Raw genomic sequence first — 24,767 nt, 5'->3', positions numbered from 1 at the left:
AGAAGGAGGTTTCTCTTATGTCTATTCCCTTCTACGCCAAAAGTGAGCACAACCAGGGCTACATCAAGAACATGGAGGTCGTGGGTTTCAGCGACCTCAACGGCATCAACGCCTTTCAGATGGCCCTATATAAAACCGACGAGGGCAAGTACTACATGTACTGCGGCTCCTTCAAGGGCAACGGTGTGAACATCGTGGATGTCACCGACCCCACCCATCCCGAGGTGGTGGGCATCGTGTACGTCAGCGACCCCAATGTGTACTTCGCCCAGTCCACCCCCAAGGTGCAAGTGGCCGACGGCCTGCTCATTCTGGCCCTGGGCGGTGGCGTGCCCTTCCTCCATGGCATCAAACCCGGCGACCCTGCCCTGGGCGGGTTGCAGATCTATGACCTGAAGAAGGACCCCCTGCACCCCGAGCTGCTGTCCCACTGGGACACCGGCGTGCCCAACGGCATGGGCGTGCATCGCTTTGCCTACAACGGCGGCAAGTACGTGTACATGCCCGCCGAGTGCCCGGGCTTTGTAGGCTTCATCGTCCGCATTCTGGACATCTCTGACCCCCGCAATCCCGTGGAGGCTGGCCGCTGGTGGCTGCCCAAGCAGTTTAAGGACGGCATGGTGGAGGGCACCTACGCCGTGGGCCATGACGCAGAGAAGTTCTGGGGCATGTACCACGCCTGCAACATCAACCCTGAACGGCCCAATGAGCTGTATATGGGCTACTTCGGCGGCGGCGGTATCATCCTGGATATCTCCGCCCCCACCCGTCCCAAGCTCATCTCTCAGCTCATGGTGCAGCCTCCCTTCGCCGGCAAGTTCGACGGCGCTCAATGCCACACCTACATGCGCCTGACCGGCCGCAACTTCGCTGTACTCACCAACGAAGGCGAACGCTTCCCCTTCTTCACCAAGGAAAAGATTCTCAACGGTGTTCACAAGGGTGCTCAGCCCATGAACAACCTGCACATGATCGACGTGTCCGACCCTGCCGATCCCACTCTGGTGGCGGAGTTCCCCTATCCCGAAGTGCCGGAGGATTTCCCCTATCCCAACTTCAATGACTGCGGCATCGGCGCTCCCGGCCCCTTCGGCCCCCACAACATCCATGAGCCCATGGGTAAGGCCTGGCTGGAGGACAACCCCAACCGGATTTACTGCTGCTACTTCCACGCTGGTATGCGGGTGTTTGACGTCTCCGACCCCTACTACATCAAGGAGGAGGCCTACTTCATTCCCCCCAACCCCGAGAAGCTGCTCTTTGACGTGCCGGTCCCCGGCCCCATGATCGCCACCACTGAGGACTGTGTGGTGGACGACCGCGGCTACATCTACATGGACACTTGGCACGACGGCATGTACATTCTGCGCCTGACCAAGAAATAATGTTCCCCCCAAGTCTATGGAACGAATGGAGAGATGAAGATGTTTCGCAAAGATCAATTCGGCATTGTATTCAACACCATTTTCGCCATTGCTTTTGCCATTGCACTTCCTGTCTTTATTGCCTTTCGCAATGGAAACCTGAGTTTCGAACAGTTCTGTATGGATTTCATCCCAGCCTTTGCTGTCACCTTTACCATCGGTACCTACATCGACCTCAAAGGCTTGGGGGACGGCTTCGCCCGTTTCTGTCGGGTCAAGAATGAGAACGGCCTGCTCTTCCACATCCTGCGCGTGGCTTCCATTAGCTTTGTGATGACCTTCCTGATGAGCCTCATCATGCTCTTCATGAATGTGGGCTTTTCCCTGGGTCCTGTGTTCTTCCTGGCCTTCCTGGGCAGCTTTGGCCCCACCTATGTCTTTGCTCTGGTGGTTGCCTTTGTCACCTTTGGTGTGGGCATGCCCATCACCGGTGCGCTGTGCACCAAAACTCCCCGGGGTGTTCCCCAGCACTAATTCTTCCCAATGGGCCATTGCAGAAGCAATGGCCCATTTCTGTCATTTGGAGGTTGATTCATGAAACGACACACCGATACCTGGACCCTGGCCCTGTGCATCGCCCTGCTCCCCCCTTTGTGGGCGGTGGCCGCCCCTTACTTAGGAGTCACCACAGGCGCCGTGGCCCTCATCTGCGCCGGGGTTCACTCCGCGGAATGGGGGCGGCACAGTACCCCGGTCTCCCTGTCCCTTGGCTTCCTGTTGGGTGACTTCTGGGCCGTGATAGCCCTGTACACCATGGAGTGGATGGAGCTTTATCCGGATGTGGAGCTGTTTGTCACCCTGTTTGTCCTGGGCGGTCTGGCAGTGCTCCTCTCCGCCCTGGCTCCCCGCTGGATTTTCTGCCCTTCCTGGCTGTGTGGCTGGGCCATCGGCCTGACCATTCTCTCCCCCGTGGGTGTGGCCGAAATGGGCTCTCTGCCCGTGCAGATTGGCGTAGCCATGCTGGTGGGGGTGTGGTATGTGGGAGTCTTCCTGGGAACTGTACAGCGCAAGCTGTCCACCTGGGTCTCCTCATCCTGATATTACGCCAGCAGCTGGCTGGGACGTGTCCCAGCCAGCTGCTGTTTTAGATTCCCTTGTACTTTTTCCGGGTGGCCAAGCCGCCCCGAATGTGCCGCTGGGCCTTGTTGACCTCCAGCACCGCCTTCACCTGCTCATACAGAGGGCGGTTAAAGGTGGGCAACCGCTCAGACAGATCCTTGTGAACCGTAGATTTGCTCAAGCCAAATTTCCGGGCAGCACTGCGCACTGTGCCCTTCTCCTCTATGATGTACAGTGCCATTTCACAGGCTCGCTCTTCCATGTTCCCTTTCAAACCGGCAACACTCCCTCATGGTTCTCACAGGAGCATATATATGTGTCAATGCCTCCAAGTATGTGGCATTCCCAAGGTAAGCGTAAAACCTCCCCGCGGCTTGAATTGCGGGTCAGGGCATGAGACAATATCCCAAAACTTGAAATATCTCTCATGCAGTCCAAGGGAGGTATTTGACACATTGGAAGATGGTCAAAAGTGGAGCAAAGTCTGCAAGTAATGTCCAAGCAGGAACGTTTGGAGAATTGGACCGCCAGGATCATGGCCTGCCGCAGCAGCGGAATGACTGTCCGGGCCTGGTGTCAGGAAAACGGTCTTTCTGAAAAGACCTATTACTACTGGCAAAGGCGGCTATTCCAAACACTGTCGGAACAACAGCAGTCGATTCGGCAGCCTGCCTTTGCAGAAATTACACCAACACCTAATGTTCGGCCATCCAGCGGCTTAGCTGTCACGGTCCGGACTTCCGGAGTTGAGGCTGAGATTTACAATGGTGCGGATGCGGCCACCGTGGAAACGGTTCTGCGGATTCTGAAATCATGCTGAGCGATTTCACGGGAGCGGACAAGGTCTACATTGCCTGCGGCTACACCGACCTGCGGCGCGGCATTGACGGCCTGGCCGCCATGGTTCAGAAGCAGTTCCATCTGGATCCTTTCGCCAACACCCTTTTCCTGTTCTGCGGTCGACGCCGGGATCGGATCAAGGCACTGTACTGGGAAGGGAACGGGTTTGTGCTGCTTTACAAGAGGCTGGAGTCGGGTTCTTTCCAATGGCCCAGGAAAGAAAGTGAAGCCAAAACGCTAACTGCCCAGCAATATCGTTGGCTCATGGAGGGCCTGAGTATCGACCAGCCAAAGGCCCACAGGCCGGTAAAAGGTCTGGAAATTATTTGAGAAATTTCCTATTTTACTGTACTTTTCAGGCAGAATATGGTATAATCAACACATGAAAAGTACGAATGATTTCCAGACAAGCAACCCGGAAATGGTGACCATTTCCCGGGCGGAATATGAGGAAAAGAACGCTCGACTGGCATCTCAGGACGAGCGCATTTCCCGTTTGGAAAGTCAGATAGAGCTGCTGACGGAAGCCCTGCGCATTGCCCGGCACAAGCGGTTTGGCGCGTCCTCCGAGAAGACGGACGAATCTTTCATGGAGCAGCTGAGCTTCCTGTTCAACGAAGCCGAGGTGTTCTCCACTGCGGAAAAAGAGGAACCGGAAGCCACCGATGGGGCAGGCCACAAGCGGCACAAGAAGCATACCTACACTCTGGATACCATCCCGGAAGGAATCCCTACGAAGCAGGTGGAGCATCGTCTGGAGGGTGAGGATTTGGTCTGCCCTCAGTGCGGGGATACCATGACGGAGATCGGCAAGGAAGTGGTCAAGACACTGGAAATCATACCTGCCCAGTATATCGTCCGGGAGGATATTTACTACACCTACGCCTGCAAAAGCTGCAGTGAAAATGCTGACGAGGGCTGCGAGACGCCTGTTGTGAAAGCGCCCCGGGAAAAGAACATCATTCCCGGCAGCTTTGCTACACCGGAGGCCATTGCCCATATCATGACACAGAAGTTTGTTATGGGTTCTCCTCTGTACCGGCAGGAACAGGAGATAAACCGTCAGGGTATCCAGCTGAGCCGCCAGACTATGTCCAACTGGATTTTGAAAGTAACGGAAGATTACCTGACACCCGTGTATAAGCAACTGCACAAGGAGCTACTGAAAAGAGATGTCCTCCATGGGGATGAGACTACCCTGCAGGTGCTGCATGAACCCGGGAAAGCACCGCAAAGTGAGAGCTATATGTGGCTGTACCGGACCAGTGGCGATACGGACAAACCGATTGTCCTGTATGAATACCAGCCTGGTCGCGGTGCAAAGCATCCTAAGGAGTTTCTTGCCGGATATAAGGGGTATCTCCATACAGATGGGTACCAGGGATACCACAGCCTGCCAGAGGATATTACAGTGGTTGGATGCTGGGCTCACGCCCGGAGAAAATTCGACGAGGCAGTGAAGTCACTACCCAAAGGAAAGGCGAAAGGCAGTTCCGCATCCCAAGGACTTGCCTACTGCAATCTCCTGTTTGAGATTGAACAGGGATTGGCAGAGAAAACAGCAAAAGAAAGATATAACGAGCGACTGAAACAGGCAAAACCTGTTTTAGACGCGATGTTTGCATGGGCAAATTCCAAAACAGCGGCACCCAAGTCTGCCCTGGGGAAGGCGTTTACTTACCTGAATGAGCAGTGGCCTTACCTGACGAACTATCTAAAAGACAGCAGGCTGGAATTGAGCAATAACCGGGCAGAAAGAAGTATCAAGCCCTTTGTCATTGACCGGAAGAACTTCATGTTTGCCAACACGCCCAAGGGAGCGAAAGGAAGCGCCATTATGTTCAGCCTGATCCAGACCGCCATTGAGAATGGGCTGGATCCCTATCAATACCTGACCTGGCTGCTGAAAAACACAAACAAAGCCGACCTGAAAAATCCGGATATGCCCGAAAAGCTGCTGCCCTGGAACGCACCGGCAGGATGCAGAACAAAGTAGCGTTGGACACTTTCAAAATACACAAAGGAGCAAGATATGAGACTGGAACAATCTGATGCTGAGCTTTTTTACCAGTTATGGTTTCCACTGTTGGATTTTGTGAACAAGAAGTACCATGTGTGTCCCGAAACAGAGACGATAGACCAAAGGCAGGGAGTTGACGCAAGCGATGCCAAAGCAATTGCGGACTATTTGTGGTCACACATTGAGGTTATAGAGGAATATCTCGCTATAGCTGAGCTGCCGAAGGAATATGCGCAAATCGTTGCAGGATGGAAACAATGCAAACCGGGCAGATATATTCTGGAACGACATCTAAAAAAGGGTTCTGTGTTTATCTCAGCGGAAGATGGGTCGGTTTATGTGGTAAAGGGATTGTTCTCCACCTGGGCGGAGATGCTTGGAGAAAGTCCCGTGCTGCTGGATGCTGTGTTAATTCCTTTCCGGGGCAGCATTATTTCGGATGGACTGGTTGTACCGTACCATATCTACTTCGGCAAAGGTGCAAGAGAGGACTTCAAGGAAGCGTACATGAACGCAAAGAGAAACCATACAATACATTTCTCTTTCTAAGTGAATAACCCTGAGCCATCCCAGAGCACAAAACTCCGGGATGGCTTTTACTATGTGCTGCTAGGTTTGACGCTTACTTCCCAAGTTCCGGTTTGAGGATCGGGTGAGTGTTATCTCTCATAAAAACAACCTGGCTCCCCGTATGGGAAGCCAGGTTGTTTCATTTAGCCACAGAGGGTCTTCTCTGCTTCACGGTTGACCTCTTCGGGGTCTCGATAAGTGGGCACCAGCTGCTTCATCAGCGCGATAATTTCATCGTTAGGCCGCTCTGCCGTCACCAGGTTGTCCAAGGAAATCAATCCGCACATAATCTCTTTTTGAGGAATAAAGCTCTGCTCCTCCACAAAGATTTTTTGATTGGGGGTTTCAATCAGGTTCTCGCTGCGCATGAGCAGTTCCTCATACAGCTTCTCACCGGGGCGCAGTCCCACTTCGACAATCTGGATGTCCTCATAGGGCCTCAAGCCGGACAGGCGGATGAGGTTCTCGGCCAAAGTGAGAATCTTCACCGGCTCACCCATGTCCAGAACAAAGATCTGGCTCTGCTTGGCCATGGCCCCCGCTTCCAGCACCAGCATGGCTGCCTCGGGAATGGTCATAAAGTAACGAATGATCCGCTTGTCTGTAATGGTCACCGGGCCGCCGCTTTCAATCTGACGTTTGAACAGAGGCACCACCGAGCCATTGGAACCCAGCACGTTACCAAAGCGTACCGCACAGAACTCCGTGGCACTGTCCCGACGGCTTTGGAGAATCATTTCGCAGAACCGCTTGGTGGCACCCATGAGGTTGGTGGGATTCACCGCCTTGTCGGTGGAGATCATCACAAACTTCTGTACACCGAACTTCTCCGCTGCCCGCACCACGTGGTAAGTGCCAAAGACATTGTTCTTGATGGCCTCAGCCGGACACTCTTCCATCAGGGGCACATGCTTATGGGCTGCTGCGTGGAACACTACATCGGGACGATAGTCCTGGAAAATCTGATAAATGCGCTTTTTATCCCGAATGGACGCAATCTCTACCACAAGGTTCAACTGTCTGCCATACGTGCGCTTCAGCTCCTGCTGAATATCATAGGCATTGTTCTCATAGATATCCAGAACAATCAACTGTCTGGGACGGTACTTGGCAATTTGGCGGCATAACTCGCTGCCAATGGATCCACCACCGCCAGTGACCATGACCGCCTTACCTTGGAGAAACCGCGACACCACATTGGTATCCAACTTCACCGGGGTGCGGCCCAGCAGGTCTTCCACCTGCACGTCCTTCACAGCCGCCATACTGACCTCGCCGTTGAGCAGCTGATACAGTCCAGGCAGCACCCGGAGGTGACAGCCAGTTTGATTGCAGATATTCAAAATAGCGGTCCGATCCTCTTCCTTGGCGGTGGGAATGGCAAAGATAATTTCTGTAATTCCATATCGCTTGACCGCATCGCCAATACAGTTGCGACCACCTACAATGCGCACGCCGTCAATATACTTTCCCTGCAACTGGGGATTATCGTCAATGGCACAGCACAGCCGCCCATTCACTTTGCGACTGGCTCGCAGTTCCCGAGCCAGAATCTGCCCCGCCTGACCGGCTCCAATGAGCATCACTCTGGCCCCGTCCGCATCGTGCCGCACAAAGGTGGTGCGAAACACTCCCACAAACCGGAGGCTGCACCGCACTCCCACCAAAAGAATCATCTGGAACACCAGCATCATAAACCAAACACTGCGGGGCAAGTTTACATCCGCAAAGTTGCACACAATAAAGCCAAGAGCATAGGAAAGTAGAACAGAAGCAATCATCTGCGCCACATCCACCGCGTTCACCGTGCGCCAGATAAACTGATACATGCGCTGCCACCAGAACACCAACAGCATCACGATGCTCTGGATTAACACACAGTAGTACGCAGCATTGAGATACTGCGTCGGGATTTCCCGCCCCGTAAAGTCAAACCGAACCAGCAGAGCAACCCAGGCGGACAAGCACAATAGGATCACGTCCACCACCATGATAAACAATGACTTCCACAGCTTATTTAAGTTCATATTCCATCTCTCATTTCTCACAAATTTGTGTGTACCCTCTGCTCCATGAGTTTCGACCATACAGGATCACAGTCCGAACCGCTGGAGCAAACTGCAATCCTGTACAGACGAAGGCAAGCGCACCGAATTCGGCGCGCTTGCCCCCAGTCAGAAGCTTCTTAGGCGCGAGCCTTCTTCACGGAGAAGAAGAACACCACAGCGCACAGAGCCACGCCCATCACAGCGATGGTCTCGAAGCCCATGCCCAAGTCATCGTCTTCCACGACTCCGCCAGTCTGAGCGTCACCCACAACGATAGCCACGGGAGACAGGCTGGTGAAGGTGGCAGTCACAACATTACCGCTCACAGAGGAGGGTACAACCTCCCAAGCGGTGCCGTTGTAGTGAAGCACCTTCACGTCCTTGCCAGCAATACCAGCAACGGAGAAGGGGATCTTCACGGTGCCGCCGTTGGCAAAGACCTTGTCGGCGTTGGCCAGAGTCACGTCAAAGATGGAGTGCACCTTGGCGTTCTTCACGTCGGCCACGAGCTTGGAGACGGCCTCGTCCTTCAGGTCGAGGGCAACCTTGGACTCACCAATGGTGATATCCTCGGCCTTCACGACAGTGCCGTTGCTGGCAACGATCTCGCCCTTGATCTCAGGGACGATGGATTCATCAACGCTAGGAGCGGGAGCAGCCATGGCAGAAGCAGCCATAGCCACAACCAGCATCATAGCGCCGGCCAGCGAAATGAGCTTTTTCTTCATTTTGGATTTCCTCCTATTAAAATATTTCATAAAAACCTACCTCCCCCTCATCCGGTGGTGTAAGTTTATATGACACCTTAAGATGCCAGCGGGATCTCCTCCACCAGCTTTCCCATGACCACATATCGATAGGAAGCTTCGCCATTGAGGCAAGTGTACAACATCACGATCTTATCCCCAAATTCGGGTGCATACTCTTCGTTGATATTAGCATACAAGCTTCTGGTGTTCAATACTTTTTCAAAATATTGATTGAACTGGTCTTCTTGGCTGAAATCATTATAGTACAAAATATGCTTCTTGTCATGGGGTACTGCGGCAAAAATCTGATAGGTTAACTGCCGCCCAGGCAAATAAATGGTAAAAGTCGTGGTCTCGTCAATGGTGGTGCTCTGCATATAGGATTGCAGAGAACCAAACATACTGCCATCGCTGACGATAGCATGTCCATACACCACAGTCACCGGATCGTTAAAGTCTGTGCTGTTATAGCTGTATTTTGTGAAGATAGATCCAGGTACCGAATAATTCCCGTATACGTCACGCCGCAGATAGTAGCTATCTTCTCCCTCACGTTGGACAATGGGATAGGATATCTTGGCGCCCGGCATCTCAATGTATGCGTAGATATCTTCGGAAATGGCATGCAGCTTGTCCCAGTCCACAGGATCCTCCGCCAGCTCCGGAGTGGCAGAGGGCTGTGCCTGGGTGGGCTGAGTGGAATGCTGAATCACATCATCCGGCAATTCAGTCCGTCTGCTGGCGATCCATAGATAAATCGCTCCAGCCAGAATGCCCACTGCGGCCAACGCAGCAATGATGACCCAAATGCTTTTCTTTTTCATTTCTTGCGGCTCCCGTCATTGTCTTCGTAGTAATAACCATACTTGGTGTACTTCTGGTAATAGGGATTTCCATCTTCTTTTACCCGGTTGAGTACCACACCCATAAGCTCACAACCAGCACGGTCAAGCAACTTCAGGGAATTGGACACCAGACTACGGGGGGTGCCGCCGCCGTGCACCACCAGAAGAGCGCCGTCACAGAAGGATGCAATCAACTCGCCATCTGCCACGTTGGTCAGAGGCGGTGTATCCACCAGCACGTGGTCAAACCGTTGGGCCAGGGCATCCAACATCTCTTCCACCCGTCCATTTTGCAATAAGATGGACGGATTGAACACTGTGTGGGCTGTGGGCAACAGATACGCTCCGGGAAGATTGGTGGCGTAAACCACATCATCCAGAGACGCGCTGCCCGCCAGATAATGGGAGAGACCCACAAAATCTCCGCCGTTGCTGCTCATGCGATAGCGTGTGCGCATCATAGACTTGCGGATATCCGCATCCACCAGTACAACGTTACGCCCGGACTCACCTAGCATGCGCCACAGGTTGGTGGAAATGAAACTCTTGCCCTCACCGGGAACGCTACTGGTAATCAAGATCTTCTTAAAACGATCTCCACAGAAGTTAAAGTTAATACGCAGACGATTGAGTGCCTCTTCGGTGGCATAAGGGAGCGTATTCAGATTGTTCAGAGTCAAGGTCTTCATGGCTTGTTACGCTCCTTTCTTTGCCTTGCGCGTTTGAGGCTTCCTCGTTGGCCGGCCAGACACAGGCCGAGCGTCACCGTCAGCCTCCGGCACCACAGCCAAAGGAACGATACCAAAGTAGCGCTCCAACTCCTCGCTGGAACGGATGGTGTCATTCATCATGAATCGAACCACCACAAAGGCCACATAGAGCACAGCAAACACCAAGGCGCCCAGAGCAATATTGCGAACCAAACTGGGGCTGCTGGGAGAAGTGGGAGTCACGGCCTCCTCGGCAATATTGGGGGCATTGGAGTCCATGACCTCAGGCAGCCAGCTCACACCCAGCTTTGCCATCTCATTGGCAATGTCCCGAGCCTGCTGGGGGTCCGCGCTGGTGGCCTTAATATTCAAAATACGGGTACCAGTGGGATTGGAAATGCTGATCATAGACTTTAAATCCTCTACAGTTGTACCTTCGAGTTTCAAATTTTTGATCACACTCTCCATCATCGGCCGGCCCATCAGCAAGGTCTCATAGTCCGCTGTGAGAGAAGTGCCAATCTGCAGGTCCGTCAAGTCCACCACAGAGTCATTGGAGGCAGAAACCACATAGATGGAAGCCGTAGCCGTATACTTTGGCGTGATCACAAAAACGGTCACCAGACCGGCCACCACAGCTCCCAACACAAAAAATGCAATGATCTTCAACCACTTCTGCCGCAAAATGAAGAAAATGTCCTTAAGGTCAATGACATCTTCTTCTACCATTTGCTGTGACATACGATTTTCCATTTACTCTGTCTCCTCCTGAACTTGAGTGTAGAACAGACTGAACACTGCCTGCTTCACACTGTCTTCATCAGCGTAGAATTCCATAAACTTCTCGCCCATCTTGGACTCACCCTCAATGCTCACAACTCCACCATTGGTGTATCCTTTGCATTTCTGGGCCAGTTTGGTCACGGTTCCGCTTCCCATATCTGTTACCATGTAAGGCGTGATAGTCTGATACAACTCTGCCACGGTTCCGATGTCCTCATTCATCATCTTATGGACCTGAGAAGCCAGCCCATTGAAGTACTCCACCTGTCGGGCCATGCGGGAAATATTGGTGCTGTCACCCACGTAAAAGCGTCCACGGATGTAGGTGTACGCCTGTTCTCCCGTAAGTGTGATGGTCTCCCCCATCACCAAGGAAGGGTCTACCTGTGAGAAGTCATCTTTAATGGTGACGGTCACGCCACCTGCCCAGTCATTGATGAGTGGAATGGCATCCATTTGGATCGCTGCATACCCGTCTATCTTGACGTCGTAGAGGAAGGTTGACACAGCCTTCACGGTGTTTTCGCAGCTATCCTTTAGACCTGTGCCATAGCTGTGGGCCGCAGCAATCTGCATCTTCTCCGTACCAATCTCGTCACCCTGCATTCCCAGTACCGTGACGTCTGTCATGGTATCTCGGTTGATCTGCAACACATGATAGGTCTTTTCGGCATGATCAATGACCAGAACCATCAGCATGTCCGCTTGTCCAGCGCCATCGATGGGATTTGCTTCCGTGGCTTCGCCGTCCCGGTCCACCCCCATAATCAGATATGATTCCACATCTTTTGAGGGCTGGTACCAGTTTCCATCATAGTATACGCTTGGGGTACTGCCACTGTCAACACCCATCATCTCTTCCACGGTTTTTCCGCTGTCGCTACCTTGTTGGGGTTTGTTGCATCCGGCTAACATGCCCATAAACACAGCGACAGCCAAAGCAGCACACCCCAGTTTTCTCGCTTGACTTCTCATCATATCTCCTTATATCTATCACACATCACAGCTCCAGCAGCTTGTTGCCGGTTTGATCAATCCGCTCCAATACCGCTGAGCCCAGCTTGCGCTTCACCACGTCTCTGGCCTGTCCCAGATTGGGGGCACGATTGGTCAGGTTGTGGGTGTCGCTGCCTAACAAGTGCGCATCCCCACGGGCCAGCCAATCCATCCAGCGGCCTCGTTTGTTCCAGTGGAGCAATGTGCCTGCGTTGATCTGTAAGTAGACAAACAGCTCTTTGAGCCGTTGAGGCAAATTGGGGTCCTTCTGGAATTCGTAATACCGTTCAAAGTGAGCCAGCACGATCTGGAGATTGCGATCCAACGTCAGGGTTGTCAGCACGTTCCACTCGTATTCCGTCCAGGGAGCAAAGGGCATTTCCAGCAATAGCACATTGGTGCCTTGGATACAGAGCTGTTCAATTCCATCCAATTCTTCCAATCCGCTGTAAAAGGCCACCTCGGCCCCCAATCGAACACCTGGCATATCCGGCGTCAGAATCGTCCCCACGGCTCGTCTTGCCTTGCCGCGCCGCTCCAAGAACGCCTCCAGCGTATCCCGATGCCCGTAAAAATGGGGGGTGGCCACCATCAGATCGACCCCCGCTTCCCCCGATTGGAGAAGCATCTCCCGGGTCATATCCAGGTTTTGGCTTCCATCATCGATGCCAGGTAAAATATGACTATGGAAATCAATGATAAAGGGAGTTCCCATGTAACTGTCCTCCTAGTGACAGGCTCGCACAAGTTTCAACTATTATACCACGAGCCGTTTCCTCTGACAATCATTTAAAGCGAGTTTTGTCAGGTAATACTAGTCAGACTTCCCTGCATTTTCTACATTTATAGTCACCAATATTCACAATCCCCATTTTTTATTTTCTGCAGAAATCCCTGGCATGTTCTCGCCGCAAGCATTCCCAGTACGCATCCGCTTCCGTTGTGCAGAATATCATCCCACTCAAACAGCCCCAGCCGAAACACCAGCTGGCACAGCTCAATACACAAGGACAGTCCGAAGCCCGTCAGCACGATTGCCTTTGCCGACCGGCCACGGTTGAGAGCCAGCAAGGCCCCAAGAGGGACAAAGAGTAGGATATTCAATAGGATCTGCCAGAGCAACTGGAGATTGTGATGTCGAAGCACCATCTGCCAGGACCATAGGGGCGTCCAGGCCAGTTTTCCACCAGAGCCTATCTCACGGGTAAATATCGTTGTGAGAAAAATAAATGCAGTGTAGATAACTAGAGATTTATGCTTCAGTGTGACCACTACAGCACGTTTCCACATAGCACTGCTCAGCCTGTCACCCAAAAGTACAATTACCGTGAATATAATAAATCCAGCCCATTGAGCCATGGTAATACGACTTAAGATATTGCCTGCATATTGTATCATTGTTTCATCCTATTATCCTTGATTTCTAGCAACTCATACGAATACATCACTTGATGTAACAAAGTCACGTTATTCTGTATGCTGTAATTAGGCCCAGAAGGCCAGCATTTTGACCAAAGTCTTACAGAGGTATACTTGACAATCATGTCATCACCAACATAAAACATTGTTATTTCCAGCACCAAGAAGCATGTCGATCTCCAATAAAATCTAATTTACTTGCACCAAACGTGCTTATATCAATTTCTCACAACAGCTTCTATTTCCCTCTACTCAAAATTTGTTTTCCATATTGAATCAACTGAAAAACAGTATCCTTGTACATCACTAACAATACCGTTACACAAATGATATAGCCTAACACAGAAACAATGCAATTTTCTCCCACAGTGTTATATATGGCGTACACCCCCGTGATAATTGTCACCGCGTAGAATTTATTAAAACTAATATTTAATTTAAAGTATCGATTTGATATCAATGTGCGTAGAGTAAAAAAGATGATATACGAAACACCCGTAGAAAAAGCCGCCCCCCGTCCACCATAAATGGGTACCAATATAGCATTCCCCAGAAGATTTGCCAAGCAAGAAATCGCTGCGATTACCACCTGCATCTTACTTTTTTTCATGAACACTAGCCCACAAACGGTTGTTTCAGAAATAGTATACATAATTGGATGAAAAATCAGGAATGGCAAAATACATGCAGCTTCTCGATATTTTTCACCCAAAAGTAGCACAAAAATATCCTTAAACAATATTAAGGTGAGGCCAAAAAAGAACATCAGAACTGTAATTATTCGGTTTGCTATCTCATAGAAAGATGTGTCCTGCTTGTCTTTTGCATAGTGTTCCAAAGCCATTGGTGAATATAAGCTATTAAAAGTTGTCTGTAAAATAGAAAAAATATTTACAATTGACATTGCCGAAGAATATACACCTACTTCGGCGTATGTAGAGTAATAATTTAACGACATCTTATCGATGCCCTGAAAAAAACTCGAAATTCCCAGAGCAAACACATATGGATATGCATATCGTATCAATTCTTTAGTGGGAACTACACATCTCTTTTTAATTTCTTTTTCAAATTTCCATATATTCGCTTGCGCAATAATACCAAGTAACATAGCTATTCCAGTGGAAACCGTAATTGCTACCATCAATAACTCGCTTGGATAGGCATTCAATACTTTAAGAAATATAATGGCCAACACTACGAATAAAGTTTTAATCAATATTCCAAGAAAAGAATATAATTTTACTCGTCTTTCAAGACGTACAGTCAACGAACTATACCTCTGAATTACCAAAATAAGCGTATATACAAAAAATAGGATAGAAATAAAAAGTGGAATATGCTCTTCTGTCCTTAGAACACTGCAATTATTTAACGCCAAAAATGCCATAAAACAAGCAAGTATGATAATTAGTGGGATTCGAACACACTTATACAATAATGCATTCCTATAGCCTATGCTATTCTCCTCATAATAATACCTTACCAACGCTTGATCCAGTCCTAAACAGAATACAGACAATGCAATATTCCCATACATAATAAACAAAGAAAATCGTCCATATTCTTCAGGAGTTACCAGTCGCGTAATAATTGGTGTGGTGATAACGCTAATCACCATAGTCAAAATGGTCCCAATACCTACTGTCAGAAATTGTTTAAATATGGTTTTTACATTCATACGAAGTTCTTCCTATTATTCACTCCACGCCATATAACATCAGCCATTTTTTCTTTACTTCTAACCAACTAAAATTATCATTTAAATATTTTTTGCATTTTTCTGTTCGTGTCTTGGTACAATATTGTTCCAAATCTGAAAATATTTCTTTTAACTTTGAGGATAATGCCTCAATAGAACAAATTTCCTCGATGTATTCATTTAACTCGGTATAATTAAGCCATGCCCCTGTCACCACGATATTACCTGTGTAAATGTACTCCATCATACTTGCAGAAATTAAGTCTGTATCTTGTAACTGAATCATCATTTCTGAAGACAGCCGTAACCTCGCAATCATTTCCATATCATAGAATTCACATAGACATTTCCCATTTAAGCCTGAATGATTGAATTCCTCGACGATTCGCTCTCGATAAGCTGCATTTCCATATCCCATAGGCACCACCACAAAATAATTGCTCGGCAACCACTCTTTCGATTCCATCAGTTGCTTAAATATTTTTGTGTGATTTTGCTCTCTTGTTGCATTGTAGCCAACCGTGATAACAAAGCTGTCTCTAGGTATTCCAAACAGGCTTTTTAATTCTTCTCTATTACTTCCTGACTGGATTACCTGATCTATCACTCTGAATGTATCAATAGCCATTGATAGCCTTACTATTTTATCCAAGTATCTATTTTTATAATATTGATTAAAATCTTGCGTAATGGTCTTTGTGGCTAAAGTAATATAATCTGCTCTATCAAATAACTTTTTGTATTGTTGGCGCACCTTATTAGTTACTCGCATATAATCTGATCCATATATAGTGCAGATTAATTTATCACACTTTTTACGAATCAATGGTGCATATAGGCTTTCGATTTCTTTGATGGAGTGGATATGTATGATATCATAGTGTCCAACCGTAAGAATGTGGATAAAAAACAGAATATATGTCATAAGAGCTTGAATTTTACCCTTAAAAGGCGACGCACATGTATATACGCGATTATATAAATTCCTATATTTTTCATCACATTTTTCAAACGATAACACATCGTATTGAATCTGCTCATGCACAACATTTCGAACAAACTCTCTTCTAAAATAAGCATTGCAGTATCCAATTATAAGCACTTTTTTCCCCATAAAACTCACATCCATTCCGAGGCTATACAATAATTTCCGTAATTTTATCGCGATTTCATACTATCATATTTTAATTGAAAATGATCTACTTCTATTATTATTAGTCACGCCTAGTCATATCTCATATTGTGCTCAATATAAAAACACCGAGTACACGGCAGAGCATTAGCCTCTAGACCTTGAAAACATAGTTCTTCACTTTAGCTTTAGTTTTCTGGCCGAAACTTGTCTGTATCCCAGTTTGCTAAACTTAAATTGCTGCAGTCGTATCTTCATAAACTTCAGATTGAAATATGCCAACTCCGAAAATGTGAAACCTCTTTTCCGCAATTGCCTTGTATATCTCATATTAGTATCTAACTTAAATATTTTCAATGTATACGTCAAAAGAAGTTTTATATAAGGGCAGTCGCCTTTATAAGCAGCTAACCCCTGTCCATACGCAATTCTTTGTTCTTTTTTTTCAATCTCCCCGTAAGTCTTTCGAGACGGATGTACGACACTCATTTCCGGAACATATTTAATTTTTACTCCCTTTTCACTTGCACGCCTTGACCAATCATAATCTCCGCCTGAAAAGCGTTCTGTAAATTTCCCCACACGATCAAAATCAGCCCGTAGCGCTGCCATATTTGCTGTTGCAACCGACTTTGTGTGCACCATATTTTCTGTTTGCAAGTGGGCAATAGAGTCAAAATGCTCCCATATTGTATTTCGTACAATTTCAATTTTAATGGATCCCCCTAGAACAACTCCAGGCTCCAAATTCGCGTGAATCGCATCTATCCAGTGAGAGTCTGGCTTGCAATCACTATCTGTAAAAACTAGAACTTCGTTCCTAGCCTGTGATACGCCATAGTTTCTGGACGCATATGAATCTGCCTTCTCCGTATACCTGAAATATCGATATAGCGTCGGATCCTCCAACGCCCTATTCACACACATAATACTCGATTGATCTGTGGAACCGTTATCAATCAATAAAACTTCATCACCTTCGTTCCATTGGCATTTATCCAAACACGCAAAAAGCTCCGGCAAATATTTTTCAGCATTGTAAACCGGAATAATTACGGAAAGACACATTGTTCCCATTTGCTTTTCCCCTTTTTCGTCCTGTATCCAGCATCAAAACGACACCAATCAGCAATTGATAAAAGTAGCAGTTCATAGTTTCATAGGTCAAACCACATAGCAACCCTACAACCATTGCCCACCGAACTGCTTTCGAGGTGTCCTTCTCATCTGCATTTCGAAATTCCTTATAAACACACCAAAAAAGAATGACAACCAAACACAGTCCGAACAGTCCTCGTTCTGCAATCAACGTAACATAATTATTCAAGAAATGTGCTGGCAAATATGTATGCGCACCGCTCATGTACAGGCTTGACCCGAATCCAATTCCTATCAAGAAGTTTTTCATGGAACTCAGCCAGATAATAAGCCCATCTAGAGGCACTAGTAAATGGCGATCCATCATGAATAATTCAAGATCAAATTCACCGAATCGCTTTAACATAAATACCAGATATTCTCCCTTTAGCAACTGCGGACTCACTGCTGCTGCTAAAGCAGTACATATAAGTAATATGTATACTAATTTCTTAGAAATCCGCTTCATGAGAATACCATACAAAATCAATGTAACAAACAGCATCAACATTCCTGTCCGACTTCCAGTCAGCAACAAAATAACAAAAAAAGAAATCACTAAGCCAATCCTCTGCTTGGGTAAAAATAACCTTTTGTTCAGAAGCAATATTACAATACACATCCCCATAACTGCTGACAAAACTGGCCCAGTGTTATATGGTGCAAATAACCTCATCTTCCCTGCTGCTTGTCCAAATGTATCAAATGATTCACTTAAACTCCAATGGATTATTCCCATGTCAATATCGGATACATTTCGGTTGTAAACTGTAAATTGATATGCGCCATATATGGAAACTAAAATTGTAATATACTGACTTTGAATAAACGCTTTTAAAAGGCAATCACAATCATCCGCTGTAAAGTAGTTGGCAATCAGTACAAACATTCCCGCCATTAATATATTTAACAAGAAAAGAGAGGTCGCCCAACTACGATTCACGGAAACAGCCAATGCTACACAGGCGCTTATAACTGTTATAGTAGCATAGAGAAGATATGTCCCCTTTTTCAAATAATTTCTCCGCAATAGATCACAAATACCTACGCACAAGGTCGCAATAGCAATCATCTGAAAAATCGTAAGCGGCAAGTTAAGCACCGTAATTTGCTGAGTAGTATGCAAGGCTATAGAGACAAGTACTAACTTTCTGACAACACTTCTCAAGATATCACCTCTAAATAGCGATAATATTCATATAGACGGTAACTGACCGTGTGTGCATCATGACACCGCATTCCAAAACACTGCTTATCCGGATCGTATGTCAACTGAATCTGTTGCTCCAGAATTTGTTCTGCATACGATTGTTGCACGTAGTCCATGAGAATTGCTGAGATATACATCATTTCAAAGCCTGGAACATTGTAGAGGTACCCGTAAATATTCACGCACTTTTCCTCTGGATCCGTGATATTATTTTTGAGGGAGCAATCCAAGTCCACTCTTGGACTTTTTAATTTTTCCTGAAGTTCCCTACTGCATGTGTAATGCATCATTTTCTTGAACTTAACCCCAGAAAAAACTGGATGCTTAGAATACAGGCGATATAGTCTTGCAAATGCCATAATATTGAAGATATGATATCCTTCTTCCTTGTACGCATAGCTTGGCATTTGAAATTTTTCCTTACTGCTATCCAAGACACGCTTTACAAAGGACTTACCCTTTGACTTCAAATCTGCTTGGCTGGAAATACCATGTACAACTCTTCCATTTCCGTGTACGCGAAAATTATCTTGTAACTTATCCAAGCAGATAACAATTTGACGCTGATACTCTTGATTATGTGTCACTTCCACCAATTCAGCCAATGTTGCCGCATACCACAACTGATGATTGAATGTAAAATCTATACGATATTCGCCTCTGGGTGCGTGCCATAACCCTAGCTTTTCATCGAATTTATGTTTTTGAGCCAAATCAGTGGCTAACTCTATATATTGGGATTTCTCTGGGAAAACTTTATTCAGATAAATCAATCCCTCGATCAACCATGCATGCCCAATGACACCATTGCAATCGTCCTTCTCGGCTTTCATCCTCATGGTATACAACCCATCCTGCTCTCGGAGCGACAAGAGTTGCTCCCCCATATCGGCTAAAACATTCTTATACTGTGTTTGACCATATGTGAGAATTTCGATTGCAGTGAGAACCGCCAAATGAGCGAGATTGCGCACTGGCGTTTCCGGATCATCGTAGGGACCATTTACGCCTGCATCTACCTGTTTGCAAATTGCATAGTGATTGATTAAATCATGGCCACATCGACGTACTAACTCATCATGTGAGCTATTCATTTTTTCACCCCTATATGTCAAAGTCCCTTATTCCTCTAAATAGTTAAAATATTTTAATCCCTTTGGAACACGTCCCGCGTATAGACTTTTTCCATCACATCATCTAAACATGAGTCATAGCGATTTGCAATGATAGCCTGAGATTTGGACTTAAACTGTTCCAGTTCATTAACCACCTGGGATCCAAAGAAGGTGCTACCATCCTCCAGGGTAGGCTCATAAACAATTACCGTGGCTCCCTTGGCCTTAATGCGCTTCATTACACCTTGAATCGAACTCTGTCGGAAGTTATCCGAGTTAGATTTCATAGTCAGACGATACACCCCGATGACCACCATCTTTTCCCGACTTGCATTCCAGTCGTTCTCCTGAGAGTAGTCGTAATAGCCAGCCTTACGCAGCACCTGATCCGCAATGAAATCCTTACGGGTGCGGTTGGACTCTACAATAGCTGTCATCATATTCTGGGGAACATCTGCGTAGTTGGCAAGAAGCTGCTTTGTGTCCTTGGGAAGGCAGTAGCCTCCATAGCCGAAACTAGGATTATTGTAATGGGTACCAATCCGCGGGTCTAGGCACACTCCCTTAATAATCTGCTGGGTGTTCAGTCCCTTCATCTCAGCATAGGTATCCAGTTCGTTAAAATAGGACACTCGGAGAGCCAGGTATGTATTGGCAAACAGCTTCACAGCTTCCGCTTCGGTAAAGCCCATAAAAAGAGTATCCACATTTTCCTTGATGGCCCCCTCTTGGAGTAGGTAGGCAAAAGAGTGAGCGGCCTCCACCAGCCGAGAGTCCTCCATATCGGTGCCCACAATAATACGGCTAGGATAGAGATTGTCATAGAGAGCCTTACTCTCCCGGAGAAATTCCGGGCTGAATATGATGTTCTTACTTCCGAATTTCTCCCGGATTGAGGCAGTATACCCCACAGGAATAGTAGACTTAATAACCATAATGGCGTTAGGGTTATATTCCATCACAAGTCTAATTACCGACTCTACTGCTGAAGTATCAAAGTAATTCTTTTTGCTATCATAGTTGGTTGGCGCAGCAATGACAACAAAGTCCGCACCGCTGTACGCCATCTTGGCATCTAGAGTAGCAACCAGATTCAGTTCTTTCTCTGCTAGATATTTCTCGATATAGTCATCTTGAATAGGAGACTTCCTATTGTTGATGAGTTCAACCTTTTCGGGAATAATATCCACCGCCACAACCTGGTTGTGCTGAGCCAGCAGTGTGGCAATCGACAGTCCAACATAGCCGGTTCCGGCGACTGCAATTTTCAATGAATTCAGCTTCCTTTCTTACAACACGCTCGTATATAGGCGCATATATTGTTCAATGATGTGATTCCACTCAAATTCTTTTGCAACGTCTGCACATTTCTGTTGTAGCTCATTTTTATTCTGAGCAATATGCTTTATTGCATCTGCAATGAAACCTGGCTCTGGAGTTTCAACAAATTCTCCAACTTCTTTTTCTCGTAGATAACCACTCACACCTGCCCCAGATAACCCAACAATAGGCAGCGACTGAGTTAATGCTTCTATATACGCTATACCAAATGTTTCTCCCTGTGAAGGCATCACAAAAACATCAGCTTTTCGATACAATTCGATGAGATCCTTCTTATTTTCTATAAATCCCACCATATCAACTACATCTTCCAGGCAATTTACTTTTATCAACTGTATGAGTCTTGCCTCTTCGCTTCCTTTCCCCACAACAGTTAGGGTCACATCGATCCCCTCATCGCGCAGTTGTTTAATTGCCAAAATTGTCTTGTCCACATTCTTGGATTTTATAAGACGACTTACCTGAATTACATGTATTTCACTGTTTTCATGCGCACCTAAGCTTTCTCCGATTGAATATGTATTGCGAATCCAAAAGTCATCCACACCATTTGGTAGAATTGAGTGTCGATTCAACCATGGAACCACCCTCCGATTCCCGTACAATTTCTCAATCGTCTTACGCTTCAAATCTGGAGAAATAAAAAATACGTGCGCCGCATTTTCTAATATTTCCCTTGCTTTAGGGTTTAACCACTTAAAATATGTCATAAAACATTCTGTGTCTGTTCCTCTTACTGCAACAAAATACGGAATTCCACACATTTTATGTAATTCACATGCCACACCACCATCTGAATAAAGTGAATGTGCATGAATGACGTCAAAATTCTGTAGTTCTATTCCAACTTCATGCCGCACTGCTCTGGTATATTTCCTTATTTTTTTCCCGTACAAAAATCGATCAATTGGCTTTTTTACGGGAAGCAGCGCAACATCAATTAATTGTTTGTGATAGTTTGTTACACAATACTGCACATCCTCTGCAGAATTTGACTGGATGCTATAAGGTACTACAACCTTCTGATGAACTCCCTGTTGTTTGAGCAAATCGAAGAACTTTAAATAAAATCTGTCACAGATTGCTGATACGTTTACATGGAGAATCTTCACTCTCATACATTCCTTTTTTATTTACTACTTTTGTCAACCAATTCAACAATTTGAGGATACGTCTCTGCCCGATTAAAACGTTCTTCTGCCAGTCTTCGGTTATGTTTTCCCATCTCTACACGCAACTCATGATAGACAATCAACTGCTCTATAGCCTTAGCAAGACCTTGGGCATCACCATTGTCACAATTAATGCCTATATTGTACTTCGTAACTAGATTACGATACTCTGGGCACTCCTGAGTATTTACAACGGGTAACCCTGCCGCTGCATAATCTCCAACTTTGTTAATTATACTCTGAGCTGCACCGTGCGTAATAGGATTTACTGCAATATCGCAGGCGCAGAGCATGGGAACCATTTGCTCATAGGGCAACATCCCGGTAAAGATCACAGGGATATTCAATTGCTCCGCATACCGCTGGAATCTTTCCTGCAAAGGGCCACGCCCCATCACTATAAAGCGGATATTTTTAATTCCCTTTTGGTTGCAGAGAATATTCATCACATCCATTACACAGGTTAAATCATAACTGTGGCCTAGGGTACCCACATAGCCAATCCAGCACTCATTTTCAGGCTTCTGATAGGGAATTATACCGTTTCTCAACGCATCAAACTTTTCCAATCGAGTTCCCAAGTACACACTATACCCCTGTTTGCACTTTCGATTAACCCATAAAGCCCGGTTTGCATAGGTGTCAGACACAGCTACAATTTCATCCGCAGCTGCATATATTTTATTGGCCAGATACCGGAAAGGAGTAAATGCTACCTTACTCAGCACGGGTATGTTAAAAACGATCTCGAATGCCTCTGGCCACAAATCTTGTACATCAATGATAAAGCGCACCCCATGTTTGCTGCAATATTTTGAGGCCTCATAGGGAGCAACCAACGATGGTACTGCGCAGTAAATGACATCCGGTCTTTTCCTCTGCTTCAAATATTGTTTTACACTTTTCCCAAATACGTAGTCGCTGTAAAAGCGTTGTAAACACACATTTTGGGGGTAACCTGTTTCATGCAGGAGTGTAATTTTATATGGGAATTCCCCTTGGGGCGTCTCAATATGTTCTTTTCCCCCATGGTCGAAATCACTTGTCACGATTTCAACATCATGAACTTCGCTCAACATTTTTGCTAGCTCTGTAAAACGGTCATTTTTTGAAATATCCCAAGGATAACAGTATTGTGATAACACTAGTATATCCATTCGTCTTCTCCTTTATTGCCAAGAAAATCAGCTAACCTAGCCGTCTTACTGGCACACCCACGTAGGTTCCAGGCTCCTGCAAAGATTTAGAAACTACCGCACCTGCTCCCAATATAACATTCCTGGAAATATTCACTCCCTGAATAATTTTAGAGCCAGTACCTAACTCCGTCAGTTCCCCAACATTAACATTGCCAGATATATTTACACTTGGGTAAACAGTAACATAATCTTCAATGATATCATCGTGCCCCAGAGTGCAGTCCAAATTGACAATCACATGTTTTCCAATCTGAATATTCACCGTCAAAATCGTGCCGGCACAAATAATCGTACCTTCCCCAAGTTTCACTCGATCAGAACTAATAACAGATGGATCAACCAAGGTTGCAAACTTCACATGATGCAAATTATTAATCTTATCTATAATCATTTTTCGAGTTTTTGCAGCACCAACCGCGCACACAACCCATACTTCGCGATTTAAGCTGCTCAAAATTTCAGTTCCTCCTAGAACTTTATATCCATTGCACTCTAAGCCCCAGGTATTGGGGTTATCGTCGATAAAGCCTACCAAGTTCCACAAAGGATTCACCTGATTCACACGCTCAACCAACCAGGCAACTTCTCTTCCAAATCCACCTGATCCAATAATATACAGCTCTTTCATCATCACTTCTCCTCACATGCTCCCTTTAAATTCTTCCATGGTTGCCGCTGTCTCGGAGTTGATACCCTCACGCTTGACAAACGCTTTCAACACAGTATTCAGAATTACTTTTACATCACCCAAAAAAGTCACATGGTCTACATAATACACATCCATGCGGAACCGATCTTCCCAAGTTACCGCGTTGCGGCCATTCACTTGAGCATAGCCGGACAAACCCGGACGCACCTCATGTCTGCGCTTTTGTTCTTCGTTATAGAGAGGCAAGTACCTTACCAGCAGAGGGCGGGGGCCAATGATGGACATATCCCCCTTAAGGATATTGAACACCTCTGGCAGCTCGTCCAGACTGGTAGACCGCAGCAGACGCCCGAACTTGGTCAGGCGCACGTCATCGGGCAGCAACTCACCATTTTCGTCCCGGGCATCCGTCATGGTGCGGAATTTATACAGCTTGAAAATCTTCTCGTCCTTACCCGGTCGATCTTGGGTGAACAGCACCGGGCTTCCCAGCTTCACCCGCACCAGAATGGCCACAATGATAAACAGCCACCAGAACACCACAATGGCCAACAGGGAACAGAAAATATCCAGAGGCCGCTTCACGAACCGCTCATAAGGGCCGTAGGGCTTATGTTTGACTTTGGTCTCAACCATGTACTTCCAAA

Annotated in this window: 26 protein-coding genes; 7 read left to right on the top strand and 19 right to left on the bottom strand. The window is 46.8% G+C overall.

What is annotated here, in order from left to right:
• Positions 1-17 precede the first annotated feature (17 nt).
• Genes B5G37_RS09820 through B5G37_RS09810 form a run of 3 tightly spaced genes read left to right on the top strand, consistent with a single transcriptional unit; the run spans position 18 to position 2,462 of the window.
• Positions 18-1,385, top strand: a complete 1,368-nt coding sequence (locus B5G37_RS09820) for a hypothetical protein (RefSeq protein ID WP_087256973.1) — start codon at positions 18-20, stop codon at positions 1,383-1,385.
• Positions 1,386-1,424: 39 nt separating this feature from the next.
• On the top strand, positions 1,425-1,898 hold the full coding sequence (locus B5G37_RS09815) for a DUF2798 domain-containing protein (RefSeq protein ID WP_087256970.1): 474 nt from the start codon (positions 1,425-1,427) through the stop codon (positions 1,896-1,898).
• A gap of 60 nt (positions 1,899-1,958) precedes the next feature.
• Positions 1,959-2,462, top strand: coding sequence for a DUF1097 domain-containing protein (locus tag B5G37_RS09810; RefSeq protein WP_087256968.1), 504 nt, complete (start codon positions 1,959-1,961; stop codon positions 2,460-2,462).
• Positions 2,463-2,508: 46 nt separating this feature from the next.
• Here B5G37_RS09810 and spoIIID read toward each other — a convergent pair whose 3' ends face one another.
• Positions 2,509-2,757, bottom strand: coding sequence for a sporulation transcriptional regulator SpoIIID (spoIIID, locus tag B5G37_RS09805; protein WP_087256966.1), 249 nt, complete (start codon positions 2,755-2,757; stop codon positions 2,509-2,511).
• Positions 2,758-2,976: 219 nt separating this feature from the next.
• Here spoIIID and B5G37_RS09800 point away from each other — a divergent pair, with 219 nt between their 5' ends.
• Genes B5G37_RS09800 through B5G37_RS09785 form a run of 4 tightly spaced genes read left to right on the top strand, consistent with a single transcriptional unit; the run spans position 2,977 to position 5,892 of the window.
• Positions 2,977-3,303: an IS66 family insertion sequence element accessory protein TnpB gene (locus B5G37_RS09800; RefSeq protein WP_242955107.1), complete on the top strand. Its 327-nt coding sequence runs from the start codon at positions 2,977-2,979 to the stop codon at positions 3,301-3,303.
• Positions 3,297-3,653, top strand: coding sequence for an IS66 family insertion sequence element accessory protein TnpB (tnpB, locus tag B5G37_RS09795; RefSeq protein ID WP_087256962.1), 357 nt, complete (start codon positions 3,297-3,299; stop codon positions 3,651-3,653). The genes B5G37_RS09800 and tnpB overlap by 7 nt, the downstream gene beginning before the upstream one ends.
• A 52-nt stretch (positions 3,654-3,705) precedes the next feature.
• A complete protein-coding gene (locus tag B5G37_RS09790; protein WP_242962859.1) occupies positions 3,706-5,319 on the top strand; it encodes an IS66 family transposase in 1,614 nt (537 codons plus the stop codon).
• A gap of 36 nt (positions 5,320-5,355) precedes the next feature.
• Positions 5,356-5,892: a hypothetical protein gene (locus B5G37_RS09785; protein ID WP_087256957.1), complete on the top strand. Its 537-nt coding sequence runs from the start codon at positions 5,356-5,358 to the stop codon at positions 5,890-5,892.
• 164 nt (positions 5,893-6,056) lie between these two features.
• Here the strand turns inward: B5G37_RS09785 and B5G37_RS09780 are convergent, their stop codons facing one another.
• The 18 genes from B5G37_RS09780 to B5G37_RS09695 all read right to left on the bottom strand — a co-directional run bounded on the left by B5G37_RS09780 (position 6,057) and on the right by B5G37_RS09695 (position 24,756).
• On the bottom strand, positions 6,057-7,940 hold the full coding sequence (locus tag B5G37_RS09780) for a nucleoside-diphosphate sugar epimerase/dehydratase (RefSeq protein ID WP_087256955.1): 1,884 nt from the start codon (positions 7,938-7,940) through the stop codon (positions 6,057-6,059).
• Between the two features lie 158 nt (positions 7,941-8,098).
• The gene (locus B5G37_RS09775) at positions 8,099-8,689 is read right to left on the bottom strand and encodes a hypothetical protein (RefSeq protein WP_087256953.1); all 591 of its coding nucleotides are present in this window, start codon (positions 8,687-8,689) and stop codon (positions 8,099-8,101) included.
• A gap of 77 nt (positions 8,690-8,766) precedes the next feature.
• Complete coding sequence (locus tag B5G37_RS09770; protein WP_087256951.1) at positions 8,767-9,534, bottom strand: class B sortase; 768 nt, start codon at positions 9,532-9,534, stop codon at positions 8,767-8,769.
• Positions 9,531-10,244, bottom strand: a complete 714-nt coding sequence (locus B5G37_RS09765; RefSeq protein WP_087256949.1) for a CpsD/CapB family tyrosine-protein kinase — start codon at positions 10,242-10,244, stop codon at positions 9,531-9,533. The genes B5G37_RS09770 and B5G37_RS09765 overlap by 4 nt, the downstream gene beginning before the upstream one ends.
• A 6-nt stretch (positions 10,245-10,250) precedes the next feature.
• A complete protein-coding gene (locus tag B5G37_RS09760; RefSeq protein WP_087256947.1) occupies positions 10,251-11,018 on the bottom strand; it encodes a Wzz/FepE/Etk N-terminal domain-containing protein in 768 nt (255 codons plus the stop codon).
• Complete coding sequence (locus B5G37_RS09755; RefSeq protein ID WP_087256945.1) at positions 11,019-12,026, bottom strand: LCP family protein; 1,008 nt, start codon at positions 12,024-12,026, stop codon at positions 11,019-11,021.
• A gap of 22 nt (positions 12,027-12,048) precedes the next feature.
• On the bottom strand, positions 12,049-12,759 hold the full coding sequence (locus tag B5G37_RS09750; RefSeq protein WP_087256943.1) for a CpsB/CapC family capsule biosynthesis tyrosine phosphatase: 711 nt from the start codon (positions 12,757-12,759) through the stop codon (positions 12,049-12,051).
• Between the two features lie 134 nt (positions 12,760-12,893).
• Positions 12,894-13,442 (bottom strand): VanZ family protein, encoded by a 549-nt coding sequence (locus tag B5G37_RS09745; protein WP_087256941.1) that lies wholly within the window; start codon positions 13,440-13,442, stop codon positions 12,894-12,896.
• Between the two features lie 259 nt (positions 13,443-13,701).
• Positions 13,702-15,144, bottom strand: a complete 1,443-nt coding sequence (locus tag B5G37_RS09740; RefSeq protein WP_087256939.1) for an oligosaccharide flippase family protein — start codon at positions 15,142-15,144, stop codon at positions 13,702-13,704.
• Between the two features lie 19 nt (positions 15,145-15,163).
• On the bottom strand, positions 15,164-16,279 hold the full coding sequence (locus B5G37_RS09735) for a glycosyltransferase (protein ID WP_158099390.1): 1,116 nt from the start codon (positions 16,277-16,279) through the stop codon (positions 15,164-15,166).
• Positions 16,280-16,474: 195 nt separating this feature from the next.
• Positions 16,475-17,374, bottom strand: coding sequence for a glycosyltransferase (locus B5G37_RS09730; protein ID WP_087256935.1), 900 nt, complete (start codon positions 17,372-17,374; stop codon positions 16,475-16,477).
• Positions 17,328-18,602, bottom strand: a complete 1,275-nt coding sequence (locus B5G37_RS09725) for an O-antigen ligase family protein (protein WP_087256933.1) — start codon at positions 18,600-18,602, stop codon at positions 17,328-17,330. Before B5G37_RS09725 ends, B5G37_RS09730 begins: the two co-directional genes overlap by 47 nt.
• A complete protein-coding gene (locus B5G37_RS09720; RefSeq protein WP_087256931.1) occupies positions 18,599-19,738 on the bottom strand; it encodes a hypothetical protein in 1,140 nt (379 codons plus the stop codon). Before B5G37_RS09720 ends, B5G37_RS09725 begins: the two co-directional genes overlap by 4 nt.
• A 53-nt stretch (positions 19,739-19,791) precedes the next feature.
• Entirely contained in the window at positions 19,792-21,030 is a 1,239-nt protein-coding gene (locus B5G37_RS09715) for a nucleotide sugar dehydrogenase (RefSeq protein WP_087256929.1), read from the bottom strand.
• An 18-nt stretch (positions 21,031-21,048) separates the two neighbouring features.
• Entirely contained in the window at positions 21,049-22,218 is a 1,170-nt protein-coding gene (locus tag B5G37_RS09710) for a glycosyltransferase (RefSeq protein ID WP_087256927.1), read from the bottom strand.
• Positions 22,219-22,229: 11 nt separating this feature from the next.
• Entirely contained in the window at positions 22,230-23,429 is a 1,200-nt protein-coding gene (locus tag B5G37_RS09705; protein ID WP_087256925.1) for a glycosyltransferase family 4 protein, read from the bottom strand.
• A 31-nt stretch (positions 23,430-23,460) separates the two neighbouring features.
• Positions 23,461-24,099 (bottom strand): acetyltransferase, encoded by a 639-nt coding sequence (locus B5G37_RS09700; protein WP_087256923.1) that lies wholly within the window; start codon positions 24,097-24,099, stop codon positions 23,461-23,463.
• Positions 24,100-24,111: 12 nt separating this feature from the next.
• Positions 24,112-24,756 (bottom strand): sugar transferase, encoded by a 645-nt coding sequence (locus B5G37_RS09695; protein WP_087256921.1) that lies wholly within the window; start codon positions 24,754-24,756, stop codon positions 24,112-24,114.
• Positions 24,757-24,767 lie beyond the last annotated feature (11 nt).

It is taken from the genome of Pseudoflavonifractor sp. An85 (assembly GCF_002161235.1).
Taxonomy (GTDB): domain Bacteria; phylum Bacillota; class Clostridia; order Oscillospirales; family Oscillospiraceae; genus Enterenecus.
Note: the sequence above shows the minus strand (reverse complement) of the source record. Positions and strands in the feature narration are given on the sequence as shown.